The organism is Rhizobium sp. CNPSo 3670 (assembly GCF_057784555.1).
On sequence record NZ_JBXSOL010000010.1, the window covers coordinates 38,284 to 62,539 of the forward strand.

26 protein-coding genes, 2 pseudogenes and 1 riboswitch are annotated in these 24,256 nt (G+C 63.4%); of the genes and pseudogenes, 11 read left to right on the forward strand and 17 right to left on the reverse strand.

From position 1 onward, the window contains the following. Nucleotides 1-162: 162 nt before the first annotated feature. Together AC13QO_RS12460 and AC13QO_RS12465 are read right to left on the reverse strand one after the other, a co-directional pair. Entirely contained in the window at nt 163-564 is a 402-nt protein-coding gene (locus AC13QO_RS12460; protein WP_085778621.1) for a response regulator, read from the reverse strand. Between the two features lie 10 nt (nt 565-574). Further along, nucleotides 575-1,816: pseudogene (locus AC13QO_RS12465) on the reverse strand (ATP-binding protein); the annotation flags it as partial. Nucleotides 1,817-1,910: 94 nt separating this feature from the next. Between AC13QO_RS12465 and AC13QO_RS12470 the strand changes: the two are divergent. Continuing rightward, the gene (locus tag AC13QO_RS12470) at nt 1,911-2,444 is read left to right on the forward strand and encodes a GNAT family N-acetyltransferase (RefSeq protein WP_245362098.1); all 534 of its coding nucleotides are present in this window, start codon (nt 1,911-1,913) and stop codon (nt 2,442-2,444) included. Between the two features lie 282 nt (nt 2,445-2,726). Here AC13QO_RS12470 and AC13QO_RS12475 read toward each other — a convergent pair whose 3' ends face one another. Together AC13QO_RS12475 and AC13QO_RS12480 are read right to left on the reverse strand one after the other, a co-directional pair. After that, the gene (locus AC13QO_RS12475; RefSeq protein WP_085778622.1) at nt 2,727-3,356 is read right to left on the reverse strand and encodes a Vgb family protein; all 630 of its coding nucleotides are present in this window, start codon (nt 3,354-3,356) and stop codon (nt 2,727-2,729) included. A gap of 27 nt (nt 3,357-3,383) precedes the next feature. Further along, entirely contained in the window at nt 3,384-4,604 is a 1,221-nt protein-coding gene (locus AC13QO_RS12480; protein ID WP_085778623.1) for a helix-turn-helix domain-containing protein, read from the reverse strand. A gap of 113 nt (nt 4,605-4,717) precedes the next feature. Here AC13QO_RS12480 and AC13QO_RS12485 point away from each other — a divergent pair, with 113 nt between their 5' ends. Together AC13QO_RS12485 and AC13QO_RS12490 are read left to right on the forward strand one after the other, a co-directional pair. Then, nucleotides 4,718-5,515 carry a DUF899 domain-containing protein gene (locus AC13QO_RS12485; RefSeq protein WP_085778624.1) on the forward strand — a complete coding sequence of 266 codons (798 nt, stop codon included), beginning with the start codon at nt 4,718-4,720 and terminating at the stop codon, nt 5,513-5,515. 14 nt (nt 5,516-5,529) lie between these two features. After that, nucleotides 5,530-5,742: pseudogene (locus tag AC13QO_RS12490) on the forward strand (hypothetical protein); the annotation flags it as partial. Nucleotides 5,743-5,815: 73 nt separating this feature from the next. Here AC13QO_RS12490 and AC13QO_RS12495 read toward each other — a convergent pair. Then, nucleotides 5,816-6,823: an SDR family oxidoreductase gene (locus AC13QO_RS12495; protein ID WP_488540809.1), complete on the reverse strand. Its 1,008-nt coding sequence runs from the start codon at nt 6,821-6,823 to the stop codon at nt 5,816-5,818. Between the two features lie 273 nt (nt 6,824-7,096). Here AC13QO_RS12495 and AC13QO_RS12500 point away from each other — a divergent pair, with 273 nt between their 5' ends. Beyond that, a complete protein-coding gene (locus AC13QO_RS12500; protein ID WP_085778625.1) occupies nt 7,097-8,119 on the forward strand; it encodes an LLM class flavin-dependent oxidoreductase in 1,023 nt (340 codons plus the stop codon). A gap of 183 nt (nt 8,120-8,302) precedes the next feature. After that, nucleotides 8,303-9,208 (forward strand): LysR family transcriptional regulator, encoded by a 906-nt coding sequence (locus AC13QO_RS12505; protein ID WP_085778626.1) that lies wholly within the window; start codon nt 8,303-8,305, stop codon nt 9,206-9,208. Here AC13QO_RS12505 and AC13QO_RS12510 read toward each other — a convergent pair. Together AC13QO_RS12510 and AC13QO_RS12515 are read right to left on the reverse strand one after the other, a co-directional pair. Then, entirely contained in the window at nt 9,168-10,451 is a 1,284-nt protein-coding gene (locus AC13QO_RS12510) for an MFS transporter (RefSeq protein ID WP_085778627.1), read from the reverse strand. The genes AC13QO_RS12505 and AC13QO_RS12510 overlap by 41 nt on opposite strands. Next, nucleotides 10,448-11,098 (reverse strand): ArsR/SmtB family transcription factor, encoded by a 651-nt coding sequence (locus AC13QO_RS12515; RefSeq protein ID WP_085778628.1) that lies wholly within the window; start codon nt 11,096-11,098, stop codon nt 10,448-10,450. The genes AC13QO_RS12510 and AC13QO_RS12515 overlap by 4 nt, the downstream gene beginning before the upstream one ends. A gap of 157 nt (nt 11,099-11,255) precedes the next feature. Between AC13QO_RS12515 and AC13QO_RS12520 the strand changes: the two genes are divergently transcribed. After that, nucleotides 11,256-11,939 carry a class I SAM-dependent methyltransferase gene (locus tag AC13QO_RS12520; RefSeq protein WP_064694541.1) on the forward strand — a complete coding sequence of 228 codons (684 nt, stop codon included), beginning with the start codon at nt 11,256-11,258 and terminating at the stop codon, nt 11,937-11,939. On the opposite strand, the gene AC13QO_RS12525 is transcribed toward AC13QO_RS12520, so the two are convergent. The 5 genes from AC13QO_RS12525 to AC13QO_RS12545 all read right to left on the reverse strand — a co-directional run bounded on the left by AC13QO_RS12525 (nt 11,920) and on the right by AC13QO_RS12545 (nt 16,995). Beyond that, nucleotides 11,920-12,732 carry an ABC transporter ATP-binding protein gene (locus AC13QO_RS12525; RefSeq protein ID WP_085778630.1) on the reverse strand — a complete coding sequence of 271 codons (813 nt, stop codon included), beginning with the start codon at nt 12,730-12,732 and terminating at the stop codon, nt 11,920-11,922. The genes AC13QO_RS12520 and AC13QO_RS12525 overlap by 20 nt on opposite strands. 7 nt (nt 12,733-12,739) lie before the next feature. Further along, complete coding sequence (locus AC13QO_RS12530) at nt 12,740-13,777, reverse strand: FecCD family ABC transporter permease (RefSeq protein ID WP_085778631.1); 1,038 nt, start codon at nt 13,775-13,777, stop codon at nt 12,740-12,742. After that, entirely contained in the window at nt 13,774-14,778 is a 1,005-nt protein-coding gene (locus AC13QO_RS12535) for a FecCD family ABC transporter permease (protein WP_085778632.1), read from the reverse strand. The genes AC13QO_RS12530 and AC13QO_RS12535 overlap by 4 nt, the downstream gene beginning before the upstream one ends. Before the next feature lie 20 nt (nt 14,779-14,798). Continuing rightward, nucleotides 14,799-15,767, reverse strand: a complete 969-nt coding sequence (locus AC13QO_RS12540) for an ABC transporter substrate-binding protein (protein WP_085778633.1) — start codon at nt 15,765-15,767, stop codon at nt 14,799-14,801. 130 nt (nt 15,768-15,897) lie between these two features. Next, nucleotides 15,898-16,995, reverse strand: a complete 1,098-nt coding sequence (locus AC13QO_RS12545) for an adenylate/guanylate cyclase domain-containing protein (RefSeq protein WP_085778634.1) — start codon at nt 16,993-16,995, stop codon at nt 15,898-15,900. A gap of 243 nt (nt 16,996-17,238) precedes the next feature. On the opposite strand from AC13QO_RS12545, the gene AC13QO_RS12550 reads away from it, so the two are divergent. Continuing rightward, nucleotides 17,239-17,463, forward strand: a complete 225-nt coding sequence (locus tag AC13QO_RS12550; protein WP_488540810.1) for a hypothetical protein — start codon at nt 17,239-17,241, stop codon at nt 17,461-17,463. Nucleotides 17,464-17,541: 78 nt separating this feature from the next. On the opposite strand, the gene AC13QO_RS12555 is transcribed toward AC13QO_RS12550, so the two are convergent. Together AC13QO_RS12555 and AC13QO_RS12560 are read right to left on the reverse strand one after the other, a co-directional pair. Further along, nucleotides 17,542-17,850: a GCG_CRPN prefix-to-repeats domain-containing protein gene (locus AC13QO_RS12555; RefSeq protein ID WP_085778635.1), complete on the reverse strand. Its 309-nt coding sequence runs from the start codon at nt 17,848-17,850 to the stop codon at nt 17,542-17,544. Nucleotides 17,851-18,023: 173 nt separating this feature from the next. Then, nucleotides 18,024-18,470, reverse strand: a complete 447-nt coding sequence (locus AC13QO_RS12560) for an SRPBCC family protein (protein WP_085778636.1) — start codon at nt 18,468-18,470, stop codon at nt 18,024-18,026. A 184-nt stretch (nt 18,471-18,654) separates the two neighbouring features. Next, nucleotides 18,655-18,797, forward strand: a riboswitch (FMN riboswitch). Between the two features lie 79 nt (nt 18,798-18,876). Between AC13QO_RS12560 and AC13QO_RS12565 the strand changes: the two genes are divergently transcribed. Next, on the forward strand, nt 18,877-19,311 hold the full coding sequence (locus tag AC13QO_RS12565) for a 6,7-dimethyl-8-ribityllumazine synthase (RefSeq protein WP_064694549.1): 435 nt from the start codon (nt 18,877-18,879) through the stop codon (nt 19,309-19,311). Nucleotides 19,312-19,457: 146 nt separating this feature from the next. After that, complete coding sequence (locus AC13QO_RS12570) at nt 19,458-20,147, forward strand: VOC family protein (protein ID WP_085778637.1); 690 nt, start codon at nt 19,458-19,460, stop codon at nt 20,145-20,147. Between the two features lie 141 nt (nt 20,148-20,288). Here the strand turns inward: AC13QO_RS12570 and AC13QO_RS12575 are convergent, their stop codons facing one another. Together AC13QO_RS12575 and AC13QO_RS12580 are read right to left on the reverse strand one after the other, a co-directional pair. Next, nucleotides 20,289-21,065: a DUF1194 domain-containing protein gene (locus AC13QO_RS12575; RefSeq protein ID WP_085780117.1), complete on the reverse strand. Its 777-nt coding sequence runs from the start codon at nt 21,063-21,065 to the stop codon at nt 20,289-20,291. Nucleotides 21,066-21,239: 174 nt separating this feature from the next. After that, nucleotides 21,240-22,142: a LysR family transcriptional regulator gene (locus AC13QO_RS12580; RefSeq protein ID WP_488540811.1), complete on the reverse strand. Its 903-nt coding sequence runs from the start codon at nt 22,140-22,142 to the stop codon at nt 21,240-21,242. A 188-nt stretch (nt 22,143-22,330) separates the two neighbouring features. Between AC13QO_RS12580 and AC13QO_RS12585 the strand changes: the two genes are divergently transcribed. Both AC13QO_RS12585 and AC13QO_RS12590 read left to right on the forward strand, forming a co-directional pair. Continuing rightward, nucleotides 22,331-23,056 (forward strand): SDR family NAD(P)-dependent oxidoreductase, encoded by a 726-nt coding sequence (locus tag AC13QO_RS12585; RefSeq protein WP_488540812.1) that lies wholly within the window; start codon nt 22,331-22,333, stop codon nt 23,054-23,056. After that, the gene (locus tag AC13QO_RS12590; RefSeq protein ID WP_085778639.1) at nt 23,050-23,538 is read left to right on the forward strand and encodes a RidA family protein; all 489 of its coding nucleotides are present in this window, start codon (nt 23,050-23,052) and stop codon (nt 23,536-23,538) included. The genes AC13QO_RS12585 and AC13QO_RS12590 overlap by 7 nt, the downstream gene beginning before the upstream one ends. 54 nt (nt 23,539-23,592) lie before the next feature. On the opposite strand, the gene AC13QO_RS12595 is transcribed toward AC13QO_RS12590, so the two are convergent. Continuing rightward, entirely contained in the window at nt 23,593-24,132 is a 540-nt protein-coding gene (locus AC13QO_RS12595) for a Pycsar system effector family protein (RefSeq protein ID WP_085778640.1), read from the reverse strand. Nucleotides 24,133-24,256: the final 124 nt, after the last annotated feature.

Sequence of the window (24,256 nt, forward strand, 5' to 3'; positions counted from 1 at the left end):
CAATAACGCCGCAAACTGCGCAACATTGGTGATCCGCGAAGGTCAGGCCTCCTGCCGATCTCCACCCTTGTGGGGGAGATAGCCGGCAGGCCAGAGGGGGTGCCACACAGCACGCCGATCGAATCAGCCAACGATTTCGGACGCGCTGGTCTCGCCCACCCATCAAAACGACCGATTGAGCGCCTTATCGTTCTCCAGCCGCGTCACGCAGCCCTCCAGCTTGGCAAGCAGCAGGTCGAAGTCGAGCGGCTTCGTCAGATAATCCGCCGCCCCGGCCCGCAGGCCGGCGAGCGTGTTTTCCCGGTCTGTCAGCGCCGTCAGCATGATGAAGGGAATGTTGGAGAGCTCCGGATGATTGATCTGGATTTCCGCCAGAAGCTGATGCCCATCCATAACAGGCATGGAAATGTCGCTGATGACGATATCCGGCCATTTCGATAGGATCATTTCCAGGCCTTCTGCGCCGTTCGAGGCCTCGAGCGTCCTGTAGCCCGCTTCGTTCAACTCTTCGACGAGGAGATTCCGGATCTCGACTTCGTCTTCTATGCACAGGACTGTAACCATAAGCTCTTCCTTAAGCTGCGACTTGTTGATCCGACAATAGAGATTCTATTGGCAGAGAAATGGCAAATGTAGTGCCCTTGCCAAGCTCGCTCGTCACCTCGACGGTGCCGCCGTGGAGCTCGACGACCTGCTTGACGACGTTGAGGCCAAGGCCGGTTCCGGCAATGCCCGTCGCGCTGCGGGCGCGATAATAAGGTTGAAACAGTTTCGGCAGATCATCCGCGTCCATGCCGATGCCGCTATCGGTAATGGTGATTTCCACCATTTTCTCGTCAACCCGCGCGCGCACATAAATATCAGGCTGATCGGGCGAATATTTGATGGCGTTCGAAATCAGATTGGTGAAGACCTGCTCCATCGCGCTTCGGTCGAAGGTCAATATGCCAGGTATGAGCTCGAGATCGAGATGAAAGACATGCGAAAGGCTAAGCTCGCGCTGTCGATCGCAGCAGGTGATGAGCAAGACTTTCAGATCACCCTCGCTCCGCTTCAGTATGATCTTTCCGGTTTCGAGCCGGCCGCTGGCAAGGATGCTCTCCATGAGATCGACCATGCGCACCACCGCGCTGCGGATCACTCCGGCTTTTTCGTGAACATACTCACCGCTGACGTTGGTCGTCGAGCGGCAGAGCCGCTGGGCGGCCGCGTCGATGATGGCAAGCGGCGTTCGAAATTCGTGCGAAGCCATGGCGACGAACTGGCGCTGCAGCGCATTCACCTGGCGTTCGTGCACCAGCAGGCGGTCCAGCTCCTGCCTTTGCCTTTCGATTTCGGCCGTTCGGTCCGCCACCATCTCTTCCAGATGGTTGCGGTGGCGGGTGAGCTCGGCCTGACTGTCCAGCAGGGTCAGCGAAGTGCGATGCAATCCCCGTCCGAGCCAGAACACCGCAGCGATCAGCAGGGCCAGACAGCCGAGCCCCGCCGGCGCCACCTGCTGAAGCAGCATGAAGCCCGGGCGGATCGGCTGCCACACGAGATAGCCGACCACCCCACCGTCATGAGACAAGACAGGCACTTGCGCCCGCTCGCCGTCACCCTTCGAAGGAGAAAAATGCAATCCTTCCAGCCGCGCATAATGGGCGACGCTTTCAGCAGCCTTTCCGTCGATGAACTTGACAGAGACGGCGATGAATTCCTTACCCGCCTCGATTTGCATCCTTATCGAACTCGGCAGAATGGGGCGCGCGCTTGTTATCGCCGGTCTGTTGCCGATCATGACCGTGCGTACCCTGGCCAGCTGGCCAAGCGGTTGACACGCAAAAGTTGACGGACGGTGAATTATGCGCTTCGGTGCGTGTCCGCGACATGTCTGTCTTGGATATCTCGCTGTCTGCGAAGGAGAGCTTGTGGCCGCAACGACACCCAAAACGTCAGGCATCAGCGTCGAACCGATCACTGCTGCGCATATCGACAGTTTTCATCGCGCCCTCGACGTGGTTGCGCGGGAGAAAAAGTACCTATCTATGCTGGAAGCCACGCCCCTGCCTCAGACGCGTGAGTTCGTAATGGGCATGATCGCAAAGGGCAATCCGCAATTCGTTGCCGTGATTGGCGAAGAGGTCGTCGGCTGGTGCGACATCAGCCGGCATTTCTTCCCGTCCCACGCTCATCGCGGAAAGCTCGGCATGGGGATTCTTCCCGCCTATCGCGGCCAGGGTCTTGGACGGAAGCTCATCGAAATGACTTTGAGAGCCGCGCGGAAAGCTGGTTTTATCAGGATCGAACTCGATGTGTACGAGGACAATAGCCGTGCCATCGCACTCTATGAAAAACTGGGCTTCGTGCGCGAAGGCATAATCCGTCGCGCCGCGCGCATCGATGGTCGGTTCATCGATGCGATCGGAATGGCGCTTTTATTCAAAGATGATGGGTCTGCATAAACCGGCGTATTCTCAGCGATTTTGTTTCCGCATAATCAATTGGTTGGTGCCGGCACTCAAGAGAGCCTCATCCCCCGGGGCCGCAACGGCGAATGTGGACGTGCTGGCGACGGGGGCGGCAAGGAGCAGCGTTTGGGCGCGTGCTTCGAGGCTCCGCCCTAAGGGCTGCGCACCTCAGCATGAGGGGCTCGGGGGAATGCCGCGCCTGAAGCTAAAGCAGACGGATATCGCGCCAAAGCTCCTTCTTTTAAGGAGCAGCACCCGCGCCCGGCGGCGCAGCGCTCATGGCCGGCGCACGGCGCGGATCTTGCCGCTATTGCCTCCGCCACAGAAGAAGCAGCCTGCGCCGTCGGATTCCAGCCCCGAGACGCCGGCGCCTTCGGGCATGTCGAGCCGCTCCAGCACCTCGCCCGTCTGCGGATCGATGCGCCTGACGTCGCTGTCGTCGCCCTCCCAGGTCCCGTGCCAGAGCTGGCCGTCGACCCAGGTGACGCCTGTGACGACGCGGTTGGATTCGATGGTGCGCAGGATCTTGCCGGTTTCGGGATCGATTTGATGGATCCTGCGGCCGCGATGCTGGCCGACCCAGAGCGTACCCTCGGCCCAGGCAAGGCCGGAATCGCCGCCATTGCCGGGGGCCGGGATGGTGGAAAGGATCTGGCCGGTCTTGGGGTTGATCTTGTGAATGACATCCTCGGCGATCTGATAGAGGAACTCGCCGTCGAAGGCCGTGCCGGCATGGGAGGCGACCTCGATTGACCGCACCACCTCACCGCTTTCGGGATCGAGCGCGTTCAGCCTGTCGCCTGAGGCGAACCAGACATGCCGGCCGTCAAAGGTGACGCCGTGAACGCGCTCAGCACCCGGAAAGGGTCCATATTCACGCAGAATGGTCGCAGCCGATGTCTTCATGTCTTCCTCCATGTCGGTTGACCCATACTAGTCGCTCGGCAGTGGTCCCGGGAGTAACAAGATCGTCGGGAAAGAGGAGAGCGGCGGGCTCATCCAGCGGCGTGCCCGCCCGCGTCCGATCGCTTGCACCTTCTCCTCGCCAGCGAGCGCATCCAGCGCCCGCTGCACGGTGCGCGGACTGGTGCCGAGCGCGATTGCCAGCGCCGAACTCGACCACGCTTCGCCATCGGCGAGGAAAGCGAGCACCGCCGCATGCGGCCCTTCGACGAGCGGCGCAAGCACGGCAACCTCAGAAGCGCCGGCAGGGGAAAGGGCAAAACCGCGCTTGGTAGCCGAGACTTCCGCCAGGCCGGCTAGTTCCGCGCGCAGCCGGCCGATCTCGACGCGCAGCCGGGCGCGATGCGATTCATCGGCATGCTTGCCGCGGAAGGCGCGTGCGATCAACGCTCCCCGCGACACATCTGCCGGCCAGGCTTCGACAAGCGCACGGGCAAGCGCGAAAAGCACTGGCCGGCTCGCCAGCGGCACCACCGCACCGCCCGCGCGCACGACATGGCGGCAGGCGTCGACGACGAGCGTGCCATTTGAAAAGAGCGCCTCCACCTCGGCAAGCAGCAGCGGCCGGTCATGCCCACGCGAAACCAGCCGCGCCGCAGGCAGATCGAGCACATGTCCAGCGGCTTCGACCTCCGCCGCCAGCACGGGCATATTCGCCCGCTCGGCCGCAAGCTGTGCCCGTTCGAGTGCTGCGCGCGCCACCTGCGTGCGCAGGCGCCGAACGGCGATGCCGGCCGCGACAAGTTCATGGGCGGTCCGCAATGGCGGCGGCAGCGGCGTCGGGTCGAGCGCAGCCAGCGCCTGCTCGGCTTCGTCGAGGCGGCCGATCAGCATCAGCCGGCGAATGGCGATATTACCGGCATGGGCGGCGTTGATCCGGTCGCCATGCGCTTCCAGAACCTTGCGCGCCGCCTCCAGCGCCTTCGGCGGCCAGGTGAGATCGCGCGAGACGAGTGCGATCTCGGCCTCGGCGACGACGCAGCGGGCGCGGGCCACGGCCTCCCGCGGCCCGAAGGCGCGCGCGGCACTCTTCAACAGCGCCTTGGCGCGGATGAGATCTCCGAGCTGCGCCATGGCGATGCCGCGCAGCGCCAACGCCGGCGCGTCGTCGCGCAGCGCCACCCGTTTCAGCGCTCCAAGCGTATCGCCGGATGCCAGCGCCTGTGCAGCGGCCGTAATCAGCGAGTCCATTCAAATCCCGTCACACTTGTCACTCCCGGCATTTGTCCTCCCGCCGTAATCTTCGCTCAACGGCAGGCAACCGCGCCGGATGTTACGACGAGAGACAGGCAAAGGAGAAGACCATGACGGCAATGCTGAACGCAACCCGCGAGCAATGGCTGGCGGCGAGACTTGATCTGCTCGAGGAGGAAAAGGAACTGACGCGGCAAAGCGATGCGCTGGCGGCCAAACGCCAGCAATTGCCCCGTGTGAGGATCGACAAGGACTACCGCTTCGATACCGAAGGCGGCGAAGCTTCGCTGAAGGATCTGTTCGGCGGGCGTTCGCAGCTCCTGATCTATCACTTCATGTTCGGACCGGATTACAGCGCCGCATGCCCCTCCTGCTCCTCGATCGCCGACGGCTTCAACGGCTTCTTCGTCCACCTGGAAAACCACGACGTCGCCTTCTGGGCCGTCTCGCGCGCGCCGCTCGCAAAGCTTGAGGCCTTCAAGCGGCGCATGGACTGGAGTTTCCCCTGGGCCTCCTCCGCCGGCAGCGATTTTAACGCCGATTTCAGCGTCTGGTTCAGCCCGGAGCAACAGCGTCGCGGGGAGATCGAATACAACTACCGTCGCGAACCGCCCGCCCCCGAACCGCCAACTGGCAAGCCCGTGCCGGAATGGCAGTCGCGCGGCAGCGACGAACCCATCGTCCAGATCGCTTCGATGACCGGCACCGACGTCCCTACCTACACCCGCGACCGCCCCGGCGTCAGCGCCTTCGAACTCATCGACGGCGTCGTCTACCACAGCTATTCGAGCTATGCGCGCGGGCTGGACGGGCTCTGGGGCATGTACCAATGGCTCGACCGTGCCCCGAAGGGCCGCAACGAAACCGGCATCTGGTGGCGCCATCACGACCGCTACGGCAAGGAGTGACTGTCATGTCCTCCTCCGCCGCCGATTACCTGTCGCTTGCCTCCGCTCCGACATTCGCCATTATGGCGGTGCTGACGGCGGCAACCGGCACCCCCGACATGATCTGCATGACCACGCCCAGTGCCTTCCCTGTCGGCGGAATGATGCCGATGTACCTGCTGATGAGCGCCTTTCATCTGGGTCCGTGGCTGCGGCTCGCCAGCAGGGAGGGCTTGGGGCGCAGATGATGGTTCGACGCCTCCCGTCGGTTTATGCCGCACGGAACGCGTATAAACATCCAGCATCTGCACCACCCGACCCCTACCAAAACCGAGGCCGGTTGCCCGAAGCCAGCCGCCGGCGTGGGTACCTCCTTGCCCCGGCAGCCGCAAGCGCGAGCACAACAACCGCGACCAGACCGAAAAGGAGCGGCGCCGAATACCGGTGCGGCGATCGCAGCCCACCATCGATCTGGGCGGCGTCGGTGGAGGGCCGGTAGAGATTGCCGTCGCTTTCGACGGCGCGCGGCGCCCGCTTGAAATAGGCGCCCATCAGCCGGCCGAGCGCTCTGGCGGCGAGATTGGGTGCCAGCAGATGGGCGAGCCGCGTCGCAGTTGTGACCACGCCGACGGTGGTGGTTGCGCGTGGCGATCTGGCGACGCCGACGATCGCCTCGGCGACCCGGCGCGCATCGAGAACCGGCGGCGGCGCGGAAACCTGGCGGCCGACATAATTGGCGCCGTGCCTGAGGCCAGGCGTATCGACGAAGGCGGGATAGACGTCGCAGACATGAATGCGCGGCTTGTCGGCAACCTCCGCCCGCAGCGCCTCGGAGAAGCCGCGCAGGCCGAATTTGCTGGCGCTATAGGCGGCCGCGAACGGTGCCGCCGCAAAGCCGCCGAGCGAAATCATGTTGATAAAGACGCCCCGGTCCTGCTTCAAGAAGATCGGCAGCACCGCATGGGCATCGTTCATGTGGCCGATCAGATTGGTGCGGATGATCTGCTCATGCGCCTCGATCGGCGTCTCCTCGAACCGACCGACCGCGCCGACGCCGACATTGCTCACCCAGACGTCGATATCGCCGAGAGCCTTTGCCCTGTCGGCCAGCGACCGCACGGCAGCAGGCTCGGTGACGTCAGTAACAACGGAAATCGCCTCCGCACCCAGACCCCGGCACGTCTCGGCAACCTCTTCCAAGGCCTCGCCGTTGCGGGCCGCGAGCACCAGCCTGCTTCCGCGCCGAGCGAAGGCCTCGGCAGTGGCCTGACCGATGCCGCTCGATGCTCCCGTAATGACGACCACTGCATTTTCGAGATTGATAGACATCGTTCCGCCTCTCTGTCCTGGGGAAAGCGCCGGCGCCACAGGCGCATCCATCAAACACCTCCGTGAAAGCGGAGTTCCCGAATGACGACCGCTGCCTGCATACTCGGCCCGGGAAAAGCGACTCATTTCCCGATATTTGCGGGCATTGTCTCGCATCCCGCTTCTGCAAGAGTCGCCGGCCAAGCGCAGGTTCCATCCGGTTACGATTGTCTTGCGCACCGAAACTATGCGATGACCAATCCACCAAGAGATGCAACGGATAAAAGGCGCGCCATGAAGAAGATCGGTTTTCTCTCGTTCGGGCACTGGACGCCCTCGCCCCAATCGCAGACGCGCTCGGCAGGTGATGCGCTGCTGCAGTCGATCGACCTTGCCGTTGCGGCCGAGGAGCTCGGCGCCGATGGCGCTTATTTCCGCGTGCACCATTTCGCCCGGCAGCTCGCCGCGCCCTTTCCGCTGCTTGCCGCCGTCGGCGCCAAGACCAGCCGGATCGAGATCGGCACGGCGGTTATCGACATGCGCTATGAGAACCCGCTTTATATGGCCGAGGATGCCGGTGCGGCCGATCTCATCGCCGGCGGGCGGCTGCAACTCGGCATCAGCCGCGGCTCGCCGGAGCAGGTGATCGATGGCTGGCGCCATTTCGGCTATGCGCCGCCGGAAGGCCAGAGCGAGGCCGACATGGCCAGGCATCATGCCGAAGTCTTCCTCGAAGTGCTGCGCGGCGAAGGCTTCGCCAAACCGAACCCGCGGCCGATGTTTCCGAACCCGCCCGGCCTCCTGCGTCTCGAGCCGCATTCGGAAGGCCTGCGCGAGCGGATCTGGTGGGGCGCAAGCTCCAATGCCACCGCCGTCTGGGCGGCCAAGCTCGGCATGAACCTGCAGAGCTCGACGCTGAAGGACGACGAGACGGGCGAGCCCTTCCACGTCCAGCAGGCGGCCCAGATCCGCGCCTATCGCGAGGCCTGGAAGGCGGCCGGCCATACGCGCCAGCCGCGCGTCTCTGTCAGCCGCAGCATTTTCGCGCTGGTCGACGACCGAGACCGCGCCTATTTCGGCTACGGCAACGACGAAGGCGACAAGATCGGCTTCATCGACGAGAAGACGCGGGCGATCTTCGGCCGCAGCTACGCTGCCGAACCTGACGTGCTCGTCAAGCAGCTTGCGGAAGACGAGGCGATTGCTGAGGCAGACACACTGCTGCTCACCGTACCCAACCAGCTCGGCGTCGACTACAACGCCCACGTCATCGAGGCGATCCTCGCTCACGTCGCTCCGGCGCTCGGCTGGCGCTGACGGCGAGGCTTGGCGCGAGCCTTCGATATGCGCTGTAGTAATGCGAAACGGCAGCTGTCGTTGGCCGGCATCATTTCGATGCGTCCGGGACCTAACTGGCGCGGTCGGCGTTGATGATGCGAGCCTTGAATCGGTCACGTCGCGACCGACTTAAGGCTGCAGTCGAATCGCTCGAGTTGCCTCATGCCGCGCACTAACCTGAACGACATCCTGATCTTCATGGCCGTCGTCGATGCCGGAACCTTTATCGCCGGGGGGCAGGCCATGGGCCTCTCCCGTTCCGCGGCGGGAAAGGCCGTCACCCGCCTCGAGGAGCGGCTCGGCGCGCGCCTGCTCAACCGTACGACGAGGACACTCAGCCTGACTGATGAAGGACGAGTGTTCTATGACCAGGGGCTGCAGATCCTGGCATCGGTCGACGAGGCGGAGGCGAGCATTGCGGGGCGAAGTGGTTTGCCGCGAGGCGTTCTCAGGCTCGCCGTTCCCGATGTCTTCGGGCGGCTGGTCATGCTCCCTTTACTCGAAAAATATCTTCGCACGTGGCCCAACGTGCAGGTCGAAGTGAGCTTCACCGATCACGCCACCGACATCGTCGAGGATGGCTTCGATCTGGCGATCGGGATTGGCGCGAAGTCGTCGGCCGCCGACAGCCGATTGATCACGCGCGTGATCGCCAGTGACAAGGTGCTGCTCTGCGCCTCGCCCTCCTATCTCACCGAACGCGGCGTCCCCAATGATATGGCGGATCTGGCCGCCCATGACTGCCTGTTCTTCACCAACCGCGACCAAAGGCAGGGCTGGCGCTTTCGCAGCGGTGGCGGCTGGATCAAGGCGCAGGGGCGCAGCCGCCTGAGACTCGACAGCGGTGAAGCCCTCCACGACGCTGCCCTGGCCGGCTTCGGGATCGCGCTCCTGCCGAACTTCCTCATTGCCGCCGATTTGACCGCCGGCCGTCTCCGGCAAGTCCTCCCTGATCTAGAAACCGACGACACGAAAATCGTGGCGCATTATTCCGACAAAGGCGTGTTGGAGCCGCGCGTCCGCTGCTTCATCGATCTGTTGATCGAGGAAATCGGAGGTCAAGGCTAGGCCCGCGCGGCGCTGATGCCACCGCCTTGTCAAAACCGCGAAAGCTCTTGAGCGCCAGCGGAGAGAGGGTCGCGGCGAGGTAAGCGAGGCCGCAGAGGAGCAGCGCCGCGCCAAGCCCGATTGTGCTGATCAGCGCGCCACCGACGAGGCCGCCGAAGGGAATGAGAGCAAAGCACAGGGCGGTGTTCATCGCGGTGACGCGCCCGGTCAGCGGTTTGGGGATCCGCTCGAAGATCACCGCCGACAGGATCGGGTTGAGGAAACCGGAGGCAAAGCCTGCGATTGCGAGTGTTGCAAACACGGAGCCGAGCGGCGCATCCACCACGAGCATCAGGAAGCGCGGAAATCCGGTCAGGAGGAAGGCCACGGTATAGACGATCAGACGCGGCATGCGTTCGCCGATAACAGCGGCAATCGCCGCGCCCGCGATGGAAGCGCCGGAGAAGACGGCAAACATCGCGCCGAGCAGCTCCGGCCCGTGACCGGCGTCCCGGATCCAGACCGGCAGCAGCACGGCGTGATAAGCCTGATCGAGCAGATTGGTGATCGCCACCATGGCGACAATGCTGACGAGCACGGCGTCGCCGCGGAGAAAGCGCCAGGCTTCCCGGAGATCGTCGAGATAGGAAGGCAGCTTGCCCGACGGCGCGACGGACCGATCGGGAGCGCGCCGCATGCCGGGTATGCCGGTCGCGACGACCAGCGCTGCGGCGGCGAAGGTGGCGGCGTTGACGAGGAGCGCCTGACCCGGGCCTATCAACCCGATCAATGCGCCGGCGCCGGCAGCGCCCACCGTTGAGGCCAGCCGTTCGATGGCGCTGGAGGTGCCGGTCACCCGCTCGAGCGGCACGGCTGCCAGCGCAGCAATATCGGGAACCATCGCCTGCTTGGCGGCATCGGAGGGCCCGCGCAGCACACCCATGGCAAAGACGAGGGGCAGCAGCACCGGCACGGTCAGTACAGCGAAGAGATCGAGAAGCGGCACCAGCCCGACCGCGATCACGGAAGCCGTGTCGCAGATGATCGCGATGCGCTTGGCGCCGATGCGGTCGATCAGCGGCCCGCCGAGCGCCTTGGCGAGCACATAAGGCAGCATCTCCATCATCGCCGTCAGCCCGGTCAGCACCGGGCTGCCTGTGGCGCTCAGCACCAGCCAGGGGATGGCGATGGTCGATAGCCGGGTGCCAGAAAGTGAAAGTGTCTCTGCGGCGGCAAGCGCCAGGAATGGCCTGCCTTCTCTCACCGCTCGTCCTCCCGCTCGCAGTGCGGCAGCCGGCCCGGATAGGGGAAGGCGTGCAGCATGACATAGAAGGGAACCATGCCAGGATTCCGGGAAGTCGCCTCCCCCAGCGGCGGGGCGGCCCGCATCGCTTCAAGGATGATGCCTGTCAGCCGCTTCGTCAGAGCCTCGGCCTGTTCCGCCGTCATTGGGATGATGATGTCGTCGGTCGTTGTCGCCCTGCGCCATTCCGCCGGCAGCTCGGCATATTCCTCCAGCGCCTGCTGCATCTGGCCGACCTGCAGCGAGAGAGCCGCCTGGTTGAAGGCCATGTCGAGATCGAGCGCCTCGCCTTCGGATTCGCTCGGGGGAACCGAGGTCAGCTCGTGGCGGGCCTGCCACCAGCGGTCGCGCCGCGAGACATGCGGCGCTTCCTCGATGAAACCGTATTGGGCGAGCTGGCGCAGGTGATAGCTGGTCGCGCCGCTGTTCAGGCCTAACCGAACGGCGAGCTGCGTCGCAGTGGCGGGGCCGTCGATCCTCAGCATGCCGAGCATGCGCAGCCGAACGGGATGCGCCAACGCCTTCAGCGCGGTGGGTTCGGGCACGACCCGGCTGACGGTGCGGGAGGCGGCGGCATCTGCCGCAGGCTTGGAGCGTGGATCTTTCATGGCTGAAGCGTACTATTGCAAACACATCTTTGCAAACATTTCTTTGCAATGTTACTTGGAGCCGCGAAAGGTGCTTGAAAACCAGCTTCGGCCCTAGCCAAGCACAATCACGCACCCTAAGACCGGCGCCACGATCCGCATGATGTGAGGGTGAGGGATGGCTGAGGATGCGCAGAAAAACATTGGTACCTGGTACATCGACCCCGATGCCGAGGACAGGATGGCCGATGGACATGCGCCCATCTGGCGCCACCTGATCGATCTGATGCTCGAGCGAGACCTCTCCGATAAGAGCGTGCTCGATTTCGGCTGCAATCAGGGCGGCCTGCTGCGGCACCTTTATGCGATCCGCCCCTTCCGCAAGGCGCTCGGCATCGACATAGCCGAAACCTCGATCGCCAAGGCCGAGACGCTGAAAGGCAATCTGCCGATCCAGCATCAGGTCGGCGGCAGACTGGAGGGCTGGAGCGAGGAATTCGACCTCGCCGTCAGCCATGAGGTCATCTATCTCGTCCCCGATATCGACGCGCACGCCGCCGATATCCGCCAGGCACTGAAATCAGGCGGCGTCTATTATGCGGTGACCGGCTGCCACACGGACAATCCGCTCTGGCCGAAATGGCGCGAGCTCGTCGCCAACCGCACCAACACCGTCGTTCAGGATCGGTCGATCACCGATTACGGCCGCGCCTTCGAAAAAGCGGGCTTCGACGTCTCCGCACGCAAGCTCGAATATGACGGCTTCATCCCCTTCGTTGCGGACGGCTGGACGCCTGACTTCGCCGATGCGCTGGACTATTACACCCAGACGAAAATCGTCTTCAGGTTGGTAAAGCGCTAGATACTGCCGGCTGCAGCCGCATCAGCTCGACATCGAAATGCGGCGGGCTGTCGGGCGTGACCTGGACGAAGCGGCCCCTGACGCGGAAGATGTCCTGGACGAGGTTGCATTCGGCAAGCTCACGCGGCGGGCCATCGAACCTGAGCTGCCCCTTTTCGAGCAGCGAAATGCGGTCGCTGACGGCAATCGCCTGGTTGATGTCGTGGATCGCCATGACGATGGTCACGCCCTTCTTCCGGCTCAGCCGATGCAGGAGATCGAGCACCTCGACCTGATAGCCGATATCAAGGAAGGAAGTGGGCTCATCGAGCAGCAGGATCTCCGCTTCCTGGGCCAGTGCAGCTGAAATCCACGCTCTCTGCCGTTCACCGCCGGACAATTCACGCAGGCTGCGGTCGGCCAAATCGGACAGGCCGGTGTTTTCGAGCGCCCATTCGATCGCCTCTTCGTCGCGGCTGTCATAAGAGCGGAACAGGCCGACATGCGGATAGCGGCCCTGGCGCACGAGCTGGGCGACGGTCATTTCATCCGGTGCGGCCGGCTGCTGCGGCAGGAAGGCGAGCCTTTTTGCCAGCATCCGGCGCGACATGGAGGCGACGGCGACGCCGTCGAACGACGCCCTGCCCGCAGCCGGTTGGATGAGGCCCGCCAGCGCATGCAGCGCCGTGCTCTTGCCAGAGCCGTTCGGGCCGATCAGCGCCCGGATCTCGCCCTTTTCGAGCGAAAGGCTGAAGCCGCTGAGGGCCTTTCGCTTGTTGTAGACGACCGAGAGGTCGGAACAGGACAATGGCATTTCGGCCTCACATGGTTTTGCGCAGCAGCGCGAGCAGAAGCGGCACGCCGAAAACGGCCGTGACCACGCCGATCGGGATTTCCTCGGCATGGCCGAGTAGCCGGCCGATGAGATCACCGAGCGCGACGACGACGGCGCCGAGCACGATCGTCAGCGCCAGCGACAGCCTAAAATTCCGCCCGGCCAGGAAGCGAGCGAGATGCGGCACGATGAGCCCGACGAAGACGATCGGCCCGACCGCGCCGACGGCACTTGCCGCAAGCGCGCAGGAGACGATCAGCACGATCGAGAACTGCCTGCGATAGCCGAGCCCGAAGGACCGGGCGACGGCCGCATCGAACTGCAGCAGCATCAACGGCCGGTAGATCACCGGCAGCATGGTGAGGCCGGCGATGGTGAACGGCAGCAGGAAGAGCGCGTGATCCCAGCTGCGGGCGTAAAGGCTGCCGGACAGCCATTCGAGAATGATCTCGATGCGGGCCGATCCCCATCCGGCGATGAGGCCGATCGCCACCGCATGTAGCACCGCGCCGACCGCCACGCCGCAGAGCGTGATGCGTAGCGCGCTGAGGCCGAGACGGAAGGCAAGCAGATAGATGACGCCGCCGGCAAGCAGACCGCCGGCTAGACCTGCCGCCGGCAGCCATGCGACCGGCAGTTCAGCCAGCGTGTTCGAGCCTGGTTTGAAAATATAGACGGTAAGGAGCAGGAAGATCGTCACCGACAGCGTCGCCCCCTGCGACACGCCCATCAGCGACGGATCGGCAAGCGGATTGCGGGTGATCGTCTGCAGCAGATATCCCGCCAGCGAAAAATGGATGCCGGCGAGAATGCCGGTGGCGATGCGCGGCAGCCGGATATCGAAAATGATCAGCCGCGCTTCCGCCGAGCCGCCGCCGGTCAACACGGCCGCGACGTCGGCCACGGGAATATCGGCGACGCCGAGGAAGACAGCCGCCGCAAGCGACAGGATGGCGAAGACGCCAAGCGCGACGGCCATGCCGAGACTTGCCGAACCGGCCGATGTCGATGCCGGCGCGCTCATCGCGTCTCACCCGCGAGGCTCAGCCGCCCGCGCTGGACGAGATAGATGAAGATCGGGCCGCCAAGCATTGCGGTGATGATGCCGACGGGCAGTTCACGCGGGATGGCGATGCTGCGCGCGAAAACATCGGCGACCGTCACGATCAGCGCGCCGAGCGAGGCGCTCAACCCGATCTCCCAACCCGTGCCGCGGGGTTTCAGCAGCCGGGCGATGTGGGGAGCGGCAAGACCGACGAAGGCGACCGGCCCGGCGACGGGCGCAACGCCCGCGACCGGAATGACGGCAAGGATGAGAACGAGGGGCTTCCACAGGCCGAGCTGCAGGCCCATGCCGGCCGCCGCATGATCGCTCAGCATGAACATGCCGATGACGCGCCGCAAAAGGAGCGCCCCGGCAACCCCGGCGATCGTCCAGGGCAGCATATAGAGGACATGTGACCAGCTGCGCCCCTGGAAGCCGCCGGCGAGCCAGAAGAGCAGCGATGCCGATTGCGGCCCGGTCAAGAGCAGCACATAGGTGGTGATCGCGCTTAAGAACAGCGAGACGCTGACGCCGCCGAGCGCGAGCTGCAGCGGCCGCCCCTGCCCGCCGCGCGAAACGCAGAATGTCACCGAGGCAGCCAAGACCCCGCCGGCAAGGCCGATGAAGGGATAATAGGCAGGCGAAAGCCAGGGCAGATAGACGAAGCAGCAGACGATCGGCGCGACCGCCCCGGATGTCACGCCGGTAATGCCGGGATCGGCCAGCGGATTGCGCGTCAGCGTCTGCAGCAAGTAGCCGGAAACGGCAAGGCCCGCCCCGCCGGCGGCCGCCGCCAGGCTGCGCGGCAGCCGCAGCGTCCAGACGAGGACAGATTCGAGCTTGCCGTCGGGCGCCAGGAGCACGCGCAGCGCTGTCTCGGCCGAAAGCGTCTTAGCGCCAACCAGCAAGCCGAGCATCGCCGCCAGCATCGCGGCCGCGACAATGAGCCCTATGGCCAGGAATGATTGCCGGGGGCTCATCGCAGGCCTTTTCCTTGGACTTAGTTCTGCAGTTCGGCCGGGATCAGCTTGGCAGCCTCGGCCTTGACATCGACAGCCGGGAACGTGTCGGGGTAAAGGTAGTGCGCAGCCTCGCGCAGCACGATTTCGCGGGCGATCGGGCCGTTGGTCTCGACCCACTGGTCGCCGACGTAGAAGACGCGGTTGTTCTTGACTGCCGACAGCTGCGACCAGATCGGGTTGCTCTCATGCGGGCGATCCGGGCCGGAATCATAGACGAAGATGACCTCCGGATCCTTCTCGAGCATGGTTTCGAGGCTGAGGTCGATGCCGAACTCGCCGCCCGGAGTTTTCGGCCCCGGAACATTGTCGCCGCCGATCGCGGCGACGATCGAGGCCGAGGTATTTTCCGTGTGGAAGGCGAAGGGTGTCGCGCCGCCCCACATGATCAGGAAGCGCGGGTGAACGCCCTTCGGCGCCTTGGCGGCAAATTCCGCAAGATGCTTGCGGAATTCGGCGTTCAGCTGCTCGCCGCGTTCGGGCTGGCCGAGCAGCTTGGAAAGGGCGGCGGTCTCGCTGTAGCTCTCTTCGAGCAGTTCCATATTATAGGCGACGTAGGGCGCGATGTTTTGAAGCTGCGCCGCATTGCCGACCGTATAGCGGCGGATCGCGACGATCAGATCCGGCTTGGCTTCGGAGAGAAGTTCCAGATTGGGCTTAGCGCGCTGGCCGATCTGCTTCATTCCGGAAGTCCGGCCCAGCAGGAATTCGGGCTCGCGGCCTTTCGTCATATAGGTGCTGGCGACCGGCTTGATGCCGAGTGCCAGCGCGACGTCATCTGCGAAATAGGAAATCGAGGCAAGGCGCTTCGGCTGTGCCGGAACCTCGACGGTGACGCCGCGATCGTCGACGACCGAGACTTTCTTGCCGTCATCGGCCTGCGCGGCCCCTGCCACGAGCATTGCGGACAGGCCGAGGGCCGAGAAAAATTTATGTACGTATCGAGTCATATCTGAAAACTCCCCTCTGACCGGCAGAGGCTTTAGCCAAAAAAGCGGAGTTTAACAATCATGATTCTTTTGCGCTGTTTCTGGGAAGGGACGGCACTGCTTGCACAAGCGGACAGTTCTCATCTCAGGCTCAATCCTCAGCCAAAGTGAAGACGGCGCACGGCTCGGCGATGCCGCGCAGGGCGTGCTCGCCGAGCGGCGTCAGCGCGGCCTGGGTATTCGCCGCCACGGCGCCTGAGATCAGCACGCTGTGGCCGAGCGGCTTGCAGAGCCCTTCCAGCCGGCTGACCAGATTGACCGCCGGGCCGATGGCGGTGAAGTCAAGCCTGTCGGCGGCGCCGATATTGCCCCAGAGGATTTCGCCGAAATGCAGGGCGGCCCCGAAGGGCAGCGGCGCCAGCCCCTCAGCCTCACGCATCCGATCGAGATGAACCATGCCGGCGCGGCAGGCGGCGACAGCCCGAAGCGCCGCCTCACAGGCCTCTCGATCAGCTCCGGCCCCGTTGCCGGAAGCAGCAGTGACGGGAAAGATCGCCAGCACGCCGTCGCCGATGAATTTCAGCACCTCGCCGCCGAAGGCATGCACGGCGCCGGCGACGCGGTCGAAATAAGCGTCGAGCGCGGATATCATCGCCTGCGGCTCCGTCACTTGGGAAATCGCGGTGAAATCCCGCAAATCGGCGCAGAGAAGAGCGGCGCGAATGGTTTCGCCGGTCCCCCGGGCAAGCGCACCCGACTGAACGCGAGCCGCACTGCGCCGGCCGAGGTAGGCTTCCAGCAGCGCCGCCTGCGCTTCCCGCGCCGCAAGGGCTGCGAGCGGCGCCGCAGCAAAACGCGCGACGTCCTGCAGCCGCGCGGCTTCATCAGGAGAAAATTCGTCCGCCCCTGCCCCCTTGCCGATGCCCGCCCAGCCGAGCACGGCGCCGTCCCGCGAAGCTCCAATCCTCTCCTCCCAAACCGGCCCGAGCCCGGCTAGCCATTCGCGCCCGGCATCGCTTTGCGGTGCGGCGGCAAACCCCAGCGCCTCGATGACGGCTCCGGTTTCCGCCCGCCACAGCCAGCTACGCCGCGCTATGATCGGATGCGGCACCGAAAGTGTCAGCGCGCCGCCGGAAAGCTCCAGGCCGTCGGCCAGCAGCCGGCGCCCGAGCTCGGCCAGAAACCGTTCGGGGCCGGGCGAAGCCGCAGCCTCGTCAATCAGCCAGGCAATGGAGGAAGGCAGATCCATGGGTTAACATTGGCATTTGCAACAGGACGCGGGCAACCCCGGGACATCAGCCTGACACCTGTGGTGGATTTCCTATCGGCACTTGCCCCCGCCGAGTCCCTCCGCAACCCTGTCAACCCCACCTCCAAACAAGTCTGTGGAAAACCATTCATCACGGTGGAAAACAACCCAATAAACACCTTTAAATTGCGCGACATTGATTCGATTATGTGCGAACTTGTCATTAGCGATTGAGGGGTTGCTATGGGCACGACATACTGGCCGAAAGACCCGCTGGACGGGAATGACATGACGTTGCTGACGTCGATCCTTCGGCGCTGGTGCGCGCGTTATGGGATCGAGTTTACAGCCGAAGAAAGCAAACGGAAGGCGAAGGAACTCGTCGAATGGTTCGAGTTCGGTGTCAAGCATCCGGCCGAGCTCGAAGAGCTGATCGACGGAAAGCACTGGCTCGTCAGCCGCATCTGAGCGCAGCGTTATTTCAGCTGATAAAGGCCGGGCGAAACATCGCACCGGCCCTCGTTCGTTTGCCTCTGTCAAAGAGTTTTAGTAGTCATCGCGCCAGCGACGTTCGCGGTCCCAGCGCCCCTCATAGCGCCAGCGCGGGCCATCCCAATCGCGATGACGCCGCTCCCAGCCCCAGCGGGGCGGACCGCCATAGAAAGCTACAGGCGGCGGGCGGCGCCAGTTGCGCCGGCATTCGCCCCAGCGGGTCAGATGCCAGCCGCGACCACAGGCGTAGTCGACCTTTGTGACAGTGCTCTCAACCTTGATTGCCCCGATCGGCATCGCCTGAGCTGTGCCAATCGAGAAGCTGCCAGCGAGCAAGGCAGCCGCGATAGAAAGTGCCTTCATCGAAAACTCCATTTCATCCAGCCGCAATCACCTTAGGACCGCCAAATTGAACTGGAGATGAACTGCGCGTTCATGTTGCGGACGATAAAGCAGCACTTTTTTTGACCGCAGCGGACCGTTCTTCCCGTAGCGTCAAGCGCTTGGGGAGCATCCCGTCGCCTGCCGAAAACCGTTCATGTCCTTCCGTAAAAAGGATCTGGACCCGGGTCCCGCCCGACCGCGACTTCCGTGAGCCGGCCGAGATAATGCGCCCAGCCCTCCTCATGACCGGCGCATTGCTCCGCACTCGGCAGACCGCTGTGGGTGAGCCGCAAAAGCGTTCCTCCTCCTTGCTCGATCAGGTCGATCTCGACCAGGCTCGATCCCGGCGGCACCACCTCGCTGCCATCCCAGCCGAAGCTGTAGGCAAGCCGATGCACCGGCACCACCTCGCGAAACGAGCCACGCGCAAAACGGGCGCCGGTGACGTTGACGAGATAGAGCCCACCCGGCTCCGGCTCGACCTCGGCCTCCGTCCCCATCCAGCGCAGGATCTTCTCGGGATCGGTCATCAGTGCAAACACCGCCGCCGGCGGCGCCGCAAGATGCGCCTCGCGGCGCACGACGAAAGATTCTGGCATCGCTCTCTCCCATGATTGCTGCTCTACCCCTCAATGAGGCCGAGCAGCATGCTTTTTCGACATGGATGTCCTCAGCGGAAGCATGTAGGTGGATGCGCGCGCTGCGCAAGGGTGATGGGGCACGTGCCCTTCGGACGAAAACGTCTTCCCTATTGCCAGCCCGCCGCCTTGGCCCTATTGTCCGCGCCGTTCTCAGGGCGGGGTGAAAGTCCCTACCGGCGGTATGCAGTTTCGATTGCGAGCCCGCGAGCGCCTTCCTCGGAAGGGTCAGCAGATCAGGTGAGATGCCTGAGCCGACGGTCATAGTCCGGATGAAAGAGAACGTGCGCTGCTGCTGCCCTCCGGGCTGGCTGCGGATGCTCGTGATCGCCTTGGGTGATGTGTCTGTACGCCAAAGGAGATTACCATGACACCCACCCGTTATGCCTTCGTCAAAGCCGGCTGGCACGCCGATATCGTCGACCGTGCGCTCGAAGGTTTCCAACAGCTTGTTCCCGCCGAACAGATCGACGTATTCGACGTCCCCGGCGCCTTCGAAATGCCGCTGCTGTCGCGCGATCTTGCCGCGAGCGGGCGCTATGCCGCCGTCATTGCCGCCGCCTTCGTCGTCGATGGCGGGATCTACCGCCACGAATTCGTCGCCCAGGCCGTGGTCGATGGCCTGATGCGCGCCGGCATGGATACCGGCGTTCCGGTGCTGTCGGTCTCACTGACACCGCATCACTATCAGGAAACGGAGCATCACACGCAGATCTACCGCGCTCATTTCGTCGAAAAGGGCCGCGAGGCTGCGCGCGCCGCTCTGATGATCGGCAAAACGCGCGCCGCCCTTGCTGCTTAAAAGCTAGCGCAACAGACGGCGGGATGGCCCGCCGTCTTCTTCATGTCGACAGAAGAATTGATTCGACGCTCCACCCGGGCTGTGGTCCACTCGATCCCGACATGTATCGCCATTCTTAATGCGTCCAAACCTCAAGGGAGCTGAAGATGAGCAATGCAATGCGCAGTGAACCCCCAACCGAATCCATGAAAACACGACCGGTCGACACCAAGCTCGAAGTGGTCGTCATTCCCGTTTCCGACGTCGACCGTGCCAAACGTTTTTACGAGAGCCTTGGCTGGAGGCTCGACGCCGATTTCGCCAATGACGCCGATTTCCGCGTGATCCAGTTCACCCCACCGGGCTCCGGTTGCGCGATCATCTTCGGCAAGAATGTCACCGCCGCCGCTCCCGGCTCCGCCCAAGGCCTCTATCTCATCGTCTCCGACGTCGAGGCCGCAAGGCGCGATCTCATCGCCCGCGGCGTCGAGGTGAGCGAGGTCTTCCACGATGCTTCAGGCGTCTACGCCGGCAAGGACGAGCCCTATCTCTTCGGGCGCCTGCGCATCGCCGGCCGCGACCCCGACCACCGCAGCTATCGTTCCTTCGCCTCGTTCAAGGATCCCGATGGCAACGGCTGGCTGTTCCAGGAAGTCACCACACGCCTGCCAGGACGCATCGACGCCGATGAGACGGCCTTCTCGACATCGAGCGACCTCGCGGCCGCCCTCCGCCGCGCCGCCGAGGCCCACGGCGAACACGAGAAGCGCAATGGCGGCAAACACGACGAGAACTGGCCGGACTGGTACGCCGAATACATGGTCAGCGAACAGGCCGGCAGGCAGCTGCCGTTATAGGTGGCGGCACGGAGCAGCCGCCTTGCCCGTCGGCACCTCAAGGTGAGGCTCTTCGAGTGGCAGATGCTTTCTTCTTTGCTTTGTCGGTATGCCATGTGACAACCACACGGCATACCCTCTCCGGGCTCATCAGGTCGCGACTCACCGATCGAATATATCCCGCCACTGCTTCTCGCCTATTAGACAGTCCGCCGTCGGCGCGTCGGCGGCTATCCTCTCCACCGTCGGCGAGGGTGAAATGCCGCTGATCTCGAGCACCAGCTTGCGGCGCACGGCGATGGCGAAATCCTCAATCCTGTGGACCGGCAGCACGAAGCTGCCGGGGCCGCCGATCACGCAATCGGCGTAATATTTGTCGAGCCCTCCGGGAGCATCGGAAGGACGCAGCATTATCGCCAGCCCGTTGATGATCATGCCCGACGCCACCGCCTTGTCCCTGGTGCCCGTCACCGGGCTGCCGGAATTGTTCGGACCGTCGCCGGAGACGTCGATCACCTCACGCCTGCCGCGAAAGGGTCCGGTGGTGATCATGCTGGCGCCCTGATCGATGGCTGTTGAGATCGAGGTGCGCCGTTGCGTGGCTATCGGCCGGGCGCCAAGCTTATCGGCGAAGGCGATCGCATCCGCTTCCGTCTCAATCACCTGCCAGTCGATCATCGAATCCTGGACGACATAGCCCGCCCATTCGAAATAGCTGATGGCGATGCGGCCGGTGAGCCCGCCCTTGACCGCATCGATGAATTCCTTGTGCTTGAGCGCCTCGACATAACCGTCGCGCTGAATGCCGATCTCTTCGAAATCCATTGACCGCGAGGTGTCGACGGCAAGCACCAGCGTCACATCAACCTCGTTTGCGCCCGCCCCAGCTGTCGGCACGACTCCGGTAAGACCCATGAGCACCGCAAGTGTGGCCAGCATCGGCAAATCCCCGCGCATCGAGCAGGGAAATGTAACACAGCTTGGCCGGCGAAGGACGCCCGGCCTCGTGCGGGGTTTCAATTTTCAGTGATATCAGGAGCGCCTGCCTTGCCCCTCGAGGCCGCTGCGGGGAACTCATAGAGAGACTCTCCTGCCATGCAGCTTTCCAGGACCTCAACGCAAAGGCGACCATAAAGGGTTCTTCCACGCCTTCAGCGCTTCCAGAAAAACCTGCAGGCGCAGCGGCAGGAAGCGGCGGGTGGGATAGACGGCGTGCACGAAGATTTCCGGCGAGGACCAGTCCGGCAGCAGGCGAATGAGCTCGCCTCGGTTGATCTCTTCGTCGCAATAGGTCGAAGGCAGCAGCCCGATACCGTGGCCGCGATAGGTAAAGGCGCTGACCGCCTCGAAGTCCCGACTGGAGACCGGCCCGGACACGCGCACGTGGGCCGACTTGCGGCCGCTGACGAGATGCCAATCCGCCTCGCCGTTGCGGCCGTTCAGGAGCACGCATCGATGATCCTTCAGGTCCTCGGGCTTTGATGGAAGGGCCCTGCCCTCAAGATAGTCGGGCGTCGCAACCAGATAGCGCACACTCCGGCCGAGCCGCTGCGCGACGATGGAAGAATCCTTGAGTTCGCCGAAACGAATGGCGACATCGACATTCTCGGCGACCAGATCGAGGAAAAGGTTGGTGACGAAGAGATCGATCTGGATATCGGGATATGTCCTCAGGAAGGACGAGATGAATTCGTAGAAGACGTCCTGCCCGAAGATGACGGGCACGGAGATCTTCAGCGGGCCTTCCGGCTGCCTCTGCGTCTCCGTCAGCGCCTGCTCGGCGTCCATGAGATGGGCGAGCGGCTCGCTGCACCTGTCGTAATAGGCCCGACCCTGTGCGGTGAGGCTGAGCTTGCGGGTCGTGCGCTGCAGCAGCGTTACGCCGAGCTGCTCTTCGAGGGACGTCACCTTCCGGCTGACGGTTGAAACCGGCATGCCGAGGGAATGGGCCGCACGGCTGAAGCCGCCATACTGCGCCACCTTCACGAAAACGGCGATGTCGTTGAGATCGGCCATGCGCCCACTTTTGCACTGATGCAAAAGAGAATCCAGATATTTCCATCTAATCGGGGAATGGAGTTTTCGCCATCTTCCTCTTGCGAAAACGAACAACAAGCCGATGGCGGCGCGATCGCGGCGGCCCCATCTCGAGCGACCCGGCCGATCAGGCGCGACGTTGCCCGAACCAGATCACGGAGTTCAACATGACTACGAATAAGACTGTCATCGTCACGGGCGCCTCCCAGGGTATCGGCGCAGGCCTCGTCAACGCCTTTATCGCGCGCGGCTACAATGTCGTCGCCACCTCGCGCCGGGTCAGCGCCTCGGACGCCTTCGAGGCCTCCGACCGGCTGGCTCTCGTCGATGGCGACATCGGCGATGCCGAAACCGCAGCGCGGGTTGCAAAGACCGCGATCGATCGCTTCGGCTCTATCGACGCGCTCGTCAACAATGCCGGCATCTTCTTGGCCAAGCCGTTTGTCGATTTCACGATGACGGATTTCCGGACGTTGTCTTCGACCAATCTCGAAGGTTTCATCCATCTGACCCAGCTGGCCGTCAGCCAGATGCGCGCGCAGAAGTCAGGCGGCAGCGTCGTCAGCATCACGACGCCATTGACCGATCATCCGATCGCCGGCTTCTCCGCTTCGGTGTCGATGATGACGAAAGGCGGCATCAACGCCATCTCCAAAAACTTGGCGATGGAATATGCGAACGAGAAAATTCGCTTCAATATCGTCGCTCCCGGTGTCGTGGACACGCCACTGCACAAGGACAATCCGAAGGATTTCCTGAGCACGCTCTCTCCGATAGCAGGCATTTCCAATGTCGACGAGATCGTCGAAGCGGTCCTCTTCCTGACGGAAGCCCCACGCATCACCGGGGAGGTGCTGCACGTCGACGGCGGCGCACATCTGGGCAAATGGTAAACCATCAAAAAGCGCAGGCAGCCGGCGCGGAACAGCGGCTGCGGGACCTCGGCATCACGCTTCCCCCGCCGCCGACGCCCTTCGGGGCCTATGTCGAGGCGATCCGGACAGGCAATCTCGTCTTCTTCAGCGGCATGCTGCCGGTCGTCGACCGCAAGCCGCGGTATATCGGCCGCATCGGCGGCGCGTTGACATTAGAGGACGGCAGGAAGGCCGCCGAAACGGCGACGCTCAGCGCCCTCGCCGCCGCCAGAGAGTACCTCGGCTCGCTGGACAGGGTCGTCAGCGTCGTCAAGCTCGGCGTCTATATCGCGACCGAAGGCGATTTCCGCGACCACCCGAAGGTCGCTGATGGAGCATCCGAAATGCTGCTCCAGGTCTTCGGCGAGGAAAGACTCTCCGGCCGCGTCGTCCTCGGCGTCGCAAGCCTGCCCTTAGGTGTGCCGATCGAGATCGAGCTCGTCCTCGAAGTCGAGGATTGAATGGTCAGGGCGTGCCTCGGCGCGCCCTGCCTCCCTGAGGTCGCCGCCTCACTCTCACCCCGCCGCCAAGAGCAGCACATAGGCGATCACGCTCACCATCAGCCCGCGAAAGGCAAAGATGACGCAGCGATACTTGTTGCAGGCGATGGCGGAGAGGATGTTGGCGTTTTCGAAATACTGGTCGAAGAGGTAGCGCTCGTCACGGCGGACAGCCGCCTCGAAGAACATGTCGCGATGCTTGGGCCAGGCGCCCCAGAACAGCGACGTGGAGGTGCCGAGACGCCGCGGCAGCACGACGAGAATCGCCGACAGCATTGAGAAGACCGAAGCTGCGGCAAGCAGGCCGGAGAACAGTATGCTGCCCGGCGTACCGCCGGTGTAGCGCCCCAGGCTGAAGACGGCCCTCACCTCGCTGGAGCTTACCAGAAAGGCGAGCATGAAAGTAAAGATATAAGCCGCCTTCTGATCGGATATTTTGATCTGATCATAAAATATGTCATTGATTTTCTTGATATGATCGAAATACTCGGTACTGACGTCCCCGCTCGAGGGATTGCTCAGCATTACCTCAGTGACACTTTCAAATTCGCTCACCTGAATACTCCATACCTCAAAGTGTTTCCCTGATATTACACTTGTTGGCGAAAGCAAGAACACGTGTGCAACATGCTTGACTTTTCCACTCTACGCGGACAAAGGGGAAGCGGGGTATGGGGTC

Coding starts and splice junctions, on each gene's coding strand:
- AC13QO_RS12545 (WP_085778634.1), bottom strand. CDS start 16,995: ATGGATCTGCCTTCCTCCATTGCCTGGCTGATTGACGAGGCTGCGGCT.
- AC13QO_RS12460 (WP_085778621.1), bottom strand. CDS start 564: ATGGTTACAGTCCTGTGCATAGAAGACGAAGTCGAGATCCGGAATCTC.
- AC13QO_RS12585 (WP_488540812.1), top strand. CDS start 22,331: ATGACTACGAATAAGACTGTCATCGTCACGGGCGCCTCCCAGGGTATC.
- AC13QO_RS12565 (WP_064694549.1), top strand. CDS start 18,877: ATGACACCCACCCGTTATGCCTTCGTCAAAGCCGGCTGGCACGCCGAT.
- AC13QO_RS12475 (WP_085778622.1), bottom strand. CDS start 3,356: ATGAAGACATCGGCTGCGACCATTCTGCGTGAATATGGACCCTTTCCG.
- AC13QO_RS12525 (WP_085778630.1), bottom strand. CDS start 12,732: ATGCCATTGTCCTGTTCCGACCTCTCGGTCGTCTACAACAAGCGAAAG.
- AC13QO_RS12485 (WP_085778624.1), top strand. CDS start 4,718: ATGACGGCAATGCTGAACGCAACCCGCGAGCAATGGCTGGCGGCGAGA.
- AC13QO_RS12590 (WP_085778639.1), top strand. CDS start 23,050: ATGGTAAACCATCAAAAAGCGCAGGCAGCCGGCGCGGAACAGCGGCTG.
- AC13QO_RS12530 (WP_085778631.1), bottom strand. CDS start 13,777: ATGAGCGCGCCGGCATCGACATCGGCCGGTTCGGCAAGTCTCGGCATG.
- AC13QO_RS12540 (WP_085778633.1), bottom strand. CDS start 15,767: ATGACTCGATACGTACATAAATTTTTCTCGGCCCTCGGCCTGTCCGCA.
- AC13QO_RS12480 (WP_085778623.1), bottom strand. CDS start 4,604: ATGGACTCGCTGATTACGGCCGCTGCACAGGCGCTGGCATCCGGCGAT.
- AC13QO_RS12580 (WP_488540811.1), bottom strand. CDS start 22,142: ATGGCCGATCTCAACGACATCGCCGTTTTCGTGAAGGTGGCGCAGTAT.
- AC13QO_RS12560 (WP_085778636.1), bottom strand. CDS start 18,470: ATGCCAGAATCTTTCGTCGTGCGCCGCGAGGCGCATCTTGCGGCGCCG.
- AC13QO_RS12500 (WP_085778625.1), top strand. CDS start 7,097: ATGAAGAAGATCGGTTTTCTCTCGTTCGGGCACTGGACGCCCTCGCCC.
- AC13QO_RS12535 (WP_085778632.1), bottom strand. CDS start 14,778: ATGAGCCCCCGGCAATCATTCCTGGCCATAGGGCTCATTGTCGCGGCC.
- AC13QO_RS12520 (WP_064694541.1), top strand. CDS start 11,256: ATGGCTGAGGATGCGCAGAAAAACATTGGTACCTGGTACATCGACCCC.
- AC13QO_RS12570 (WP_085778637.1), top strand. CDS start 19,458: ATGAGCAATGCAATGCGCAGTGAACCCCCAACCGAATCCATGAAAACA.
- AC13QO_RS12515 (WP_085778628.1), bottom strand. CDS start 11,098: ATGAAAGATCCACGCTCCAAGCCTGCGGCAGATGCCGCCGCCTCCCGC.
- AC13QO_RS12555 (WP_085778635.1), bottom strand. CDS start 17,850: ATGAAGGCACTTTCTATCGCGGCTGCCTTGCTCGCTGGCAGCTTCTCG.
- AC13QO_RS12550 (WP_488540810.1), top strand. CDS start 17,239: ATGGGCACGACATACTGGCCGAAAGACCCGCTGGACGGGAATGACATG.
- AC13QO_RS12495 (WP_488540809.1), bottom strand. CDS start 6,823: ATGTCTATCAATCTCGAAAATGCAGTGGTCGTCATTACGGGAGCATCG.
- AC13QO_RS12575 (WP_085780117.1), bottom strand. CDS start 21,065: ATGCTGGCCACACTTGCGGTGCTCATGGGTCTTACCGGAGTCGTGCCG.
- AC13QO_RS12505 (WP_085778626.1), top strand. CDS start 8,303: ATGCCGCGCACTAACCTGAACGACATCCTGATCTTCATGGCCGTCGTC.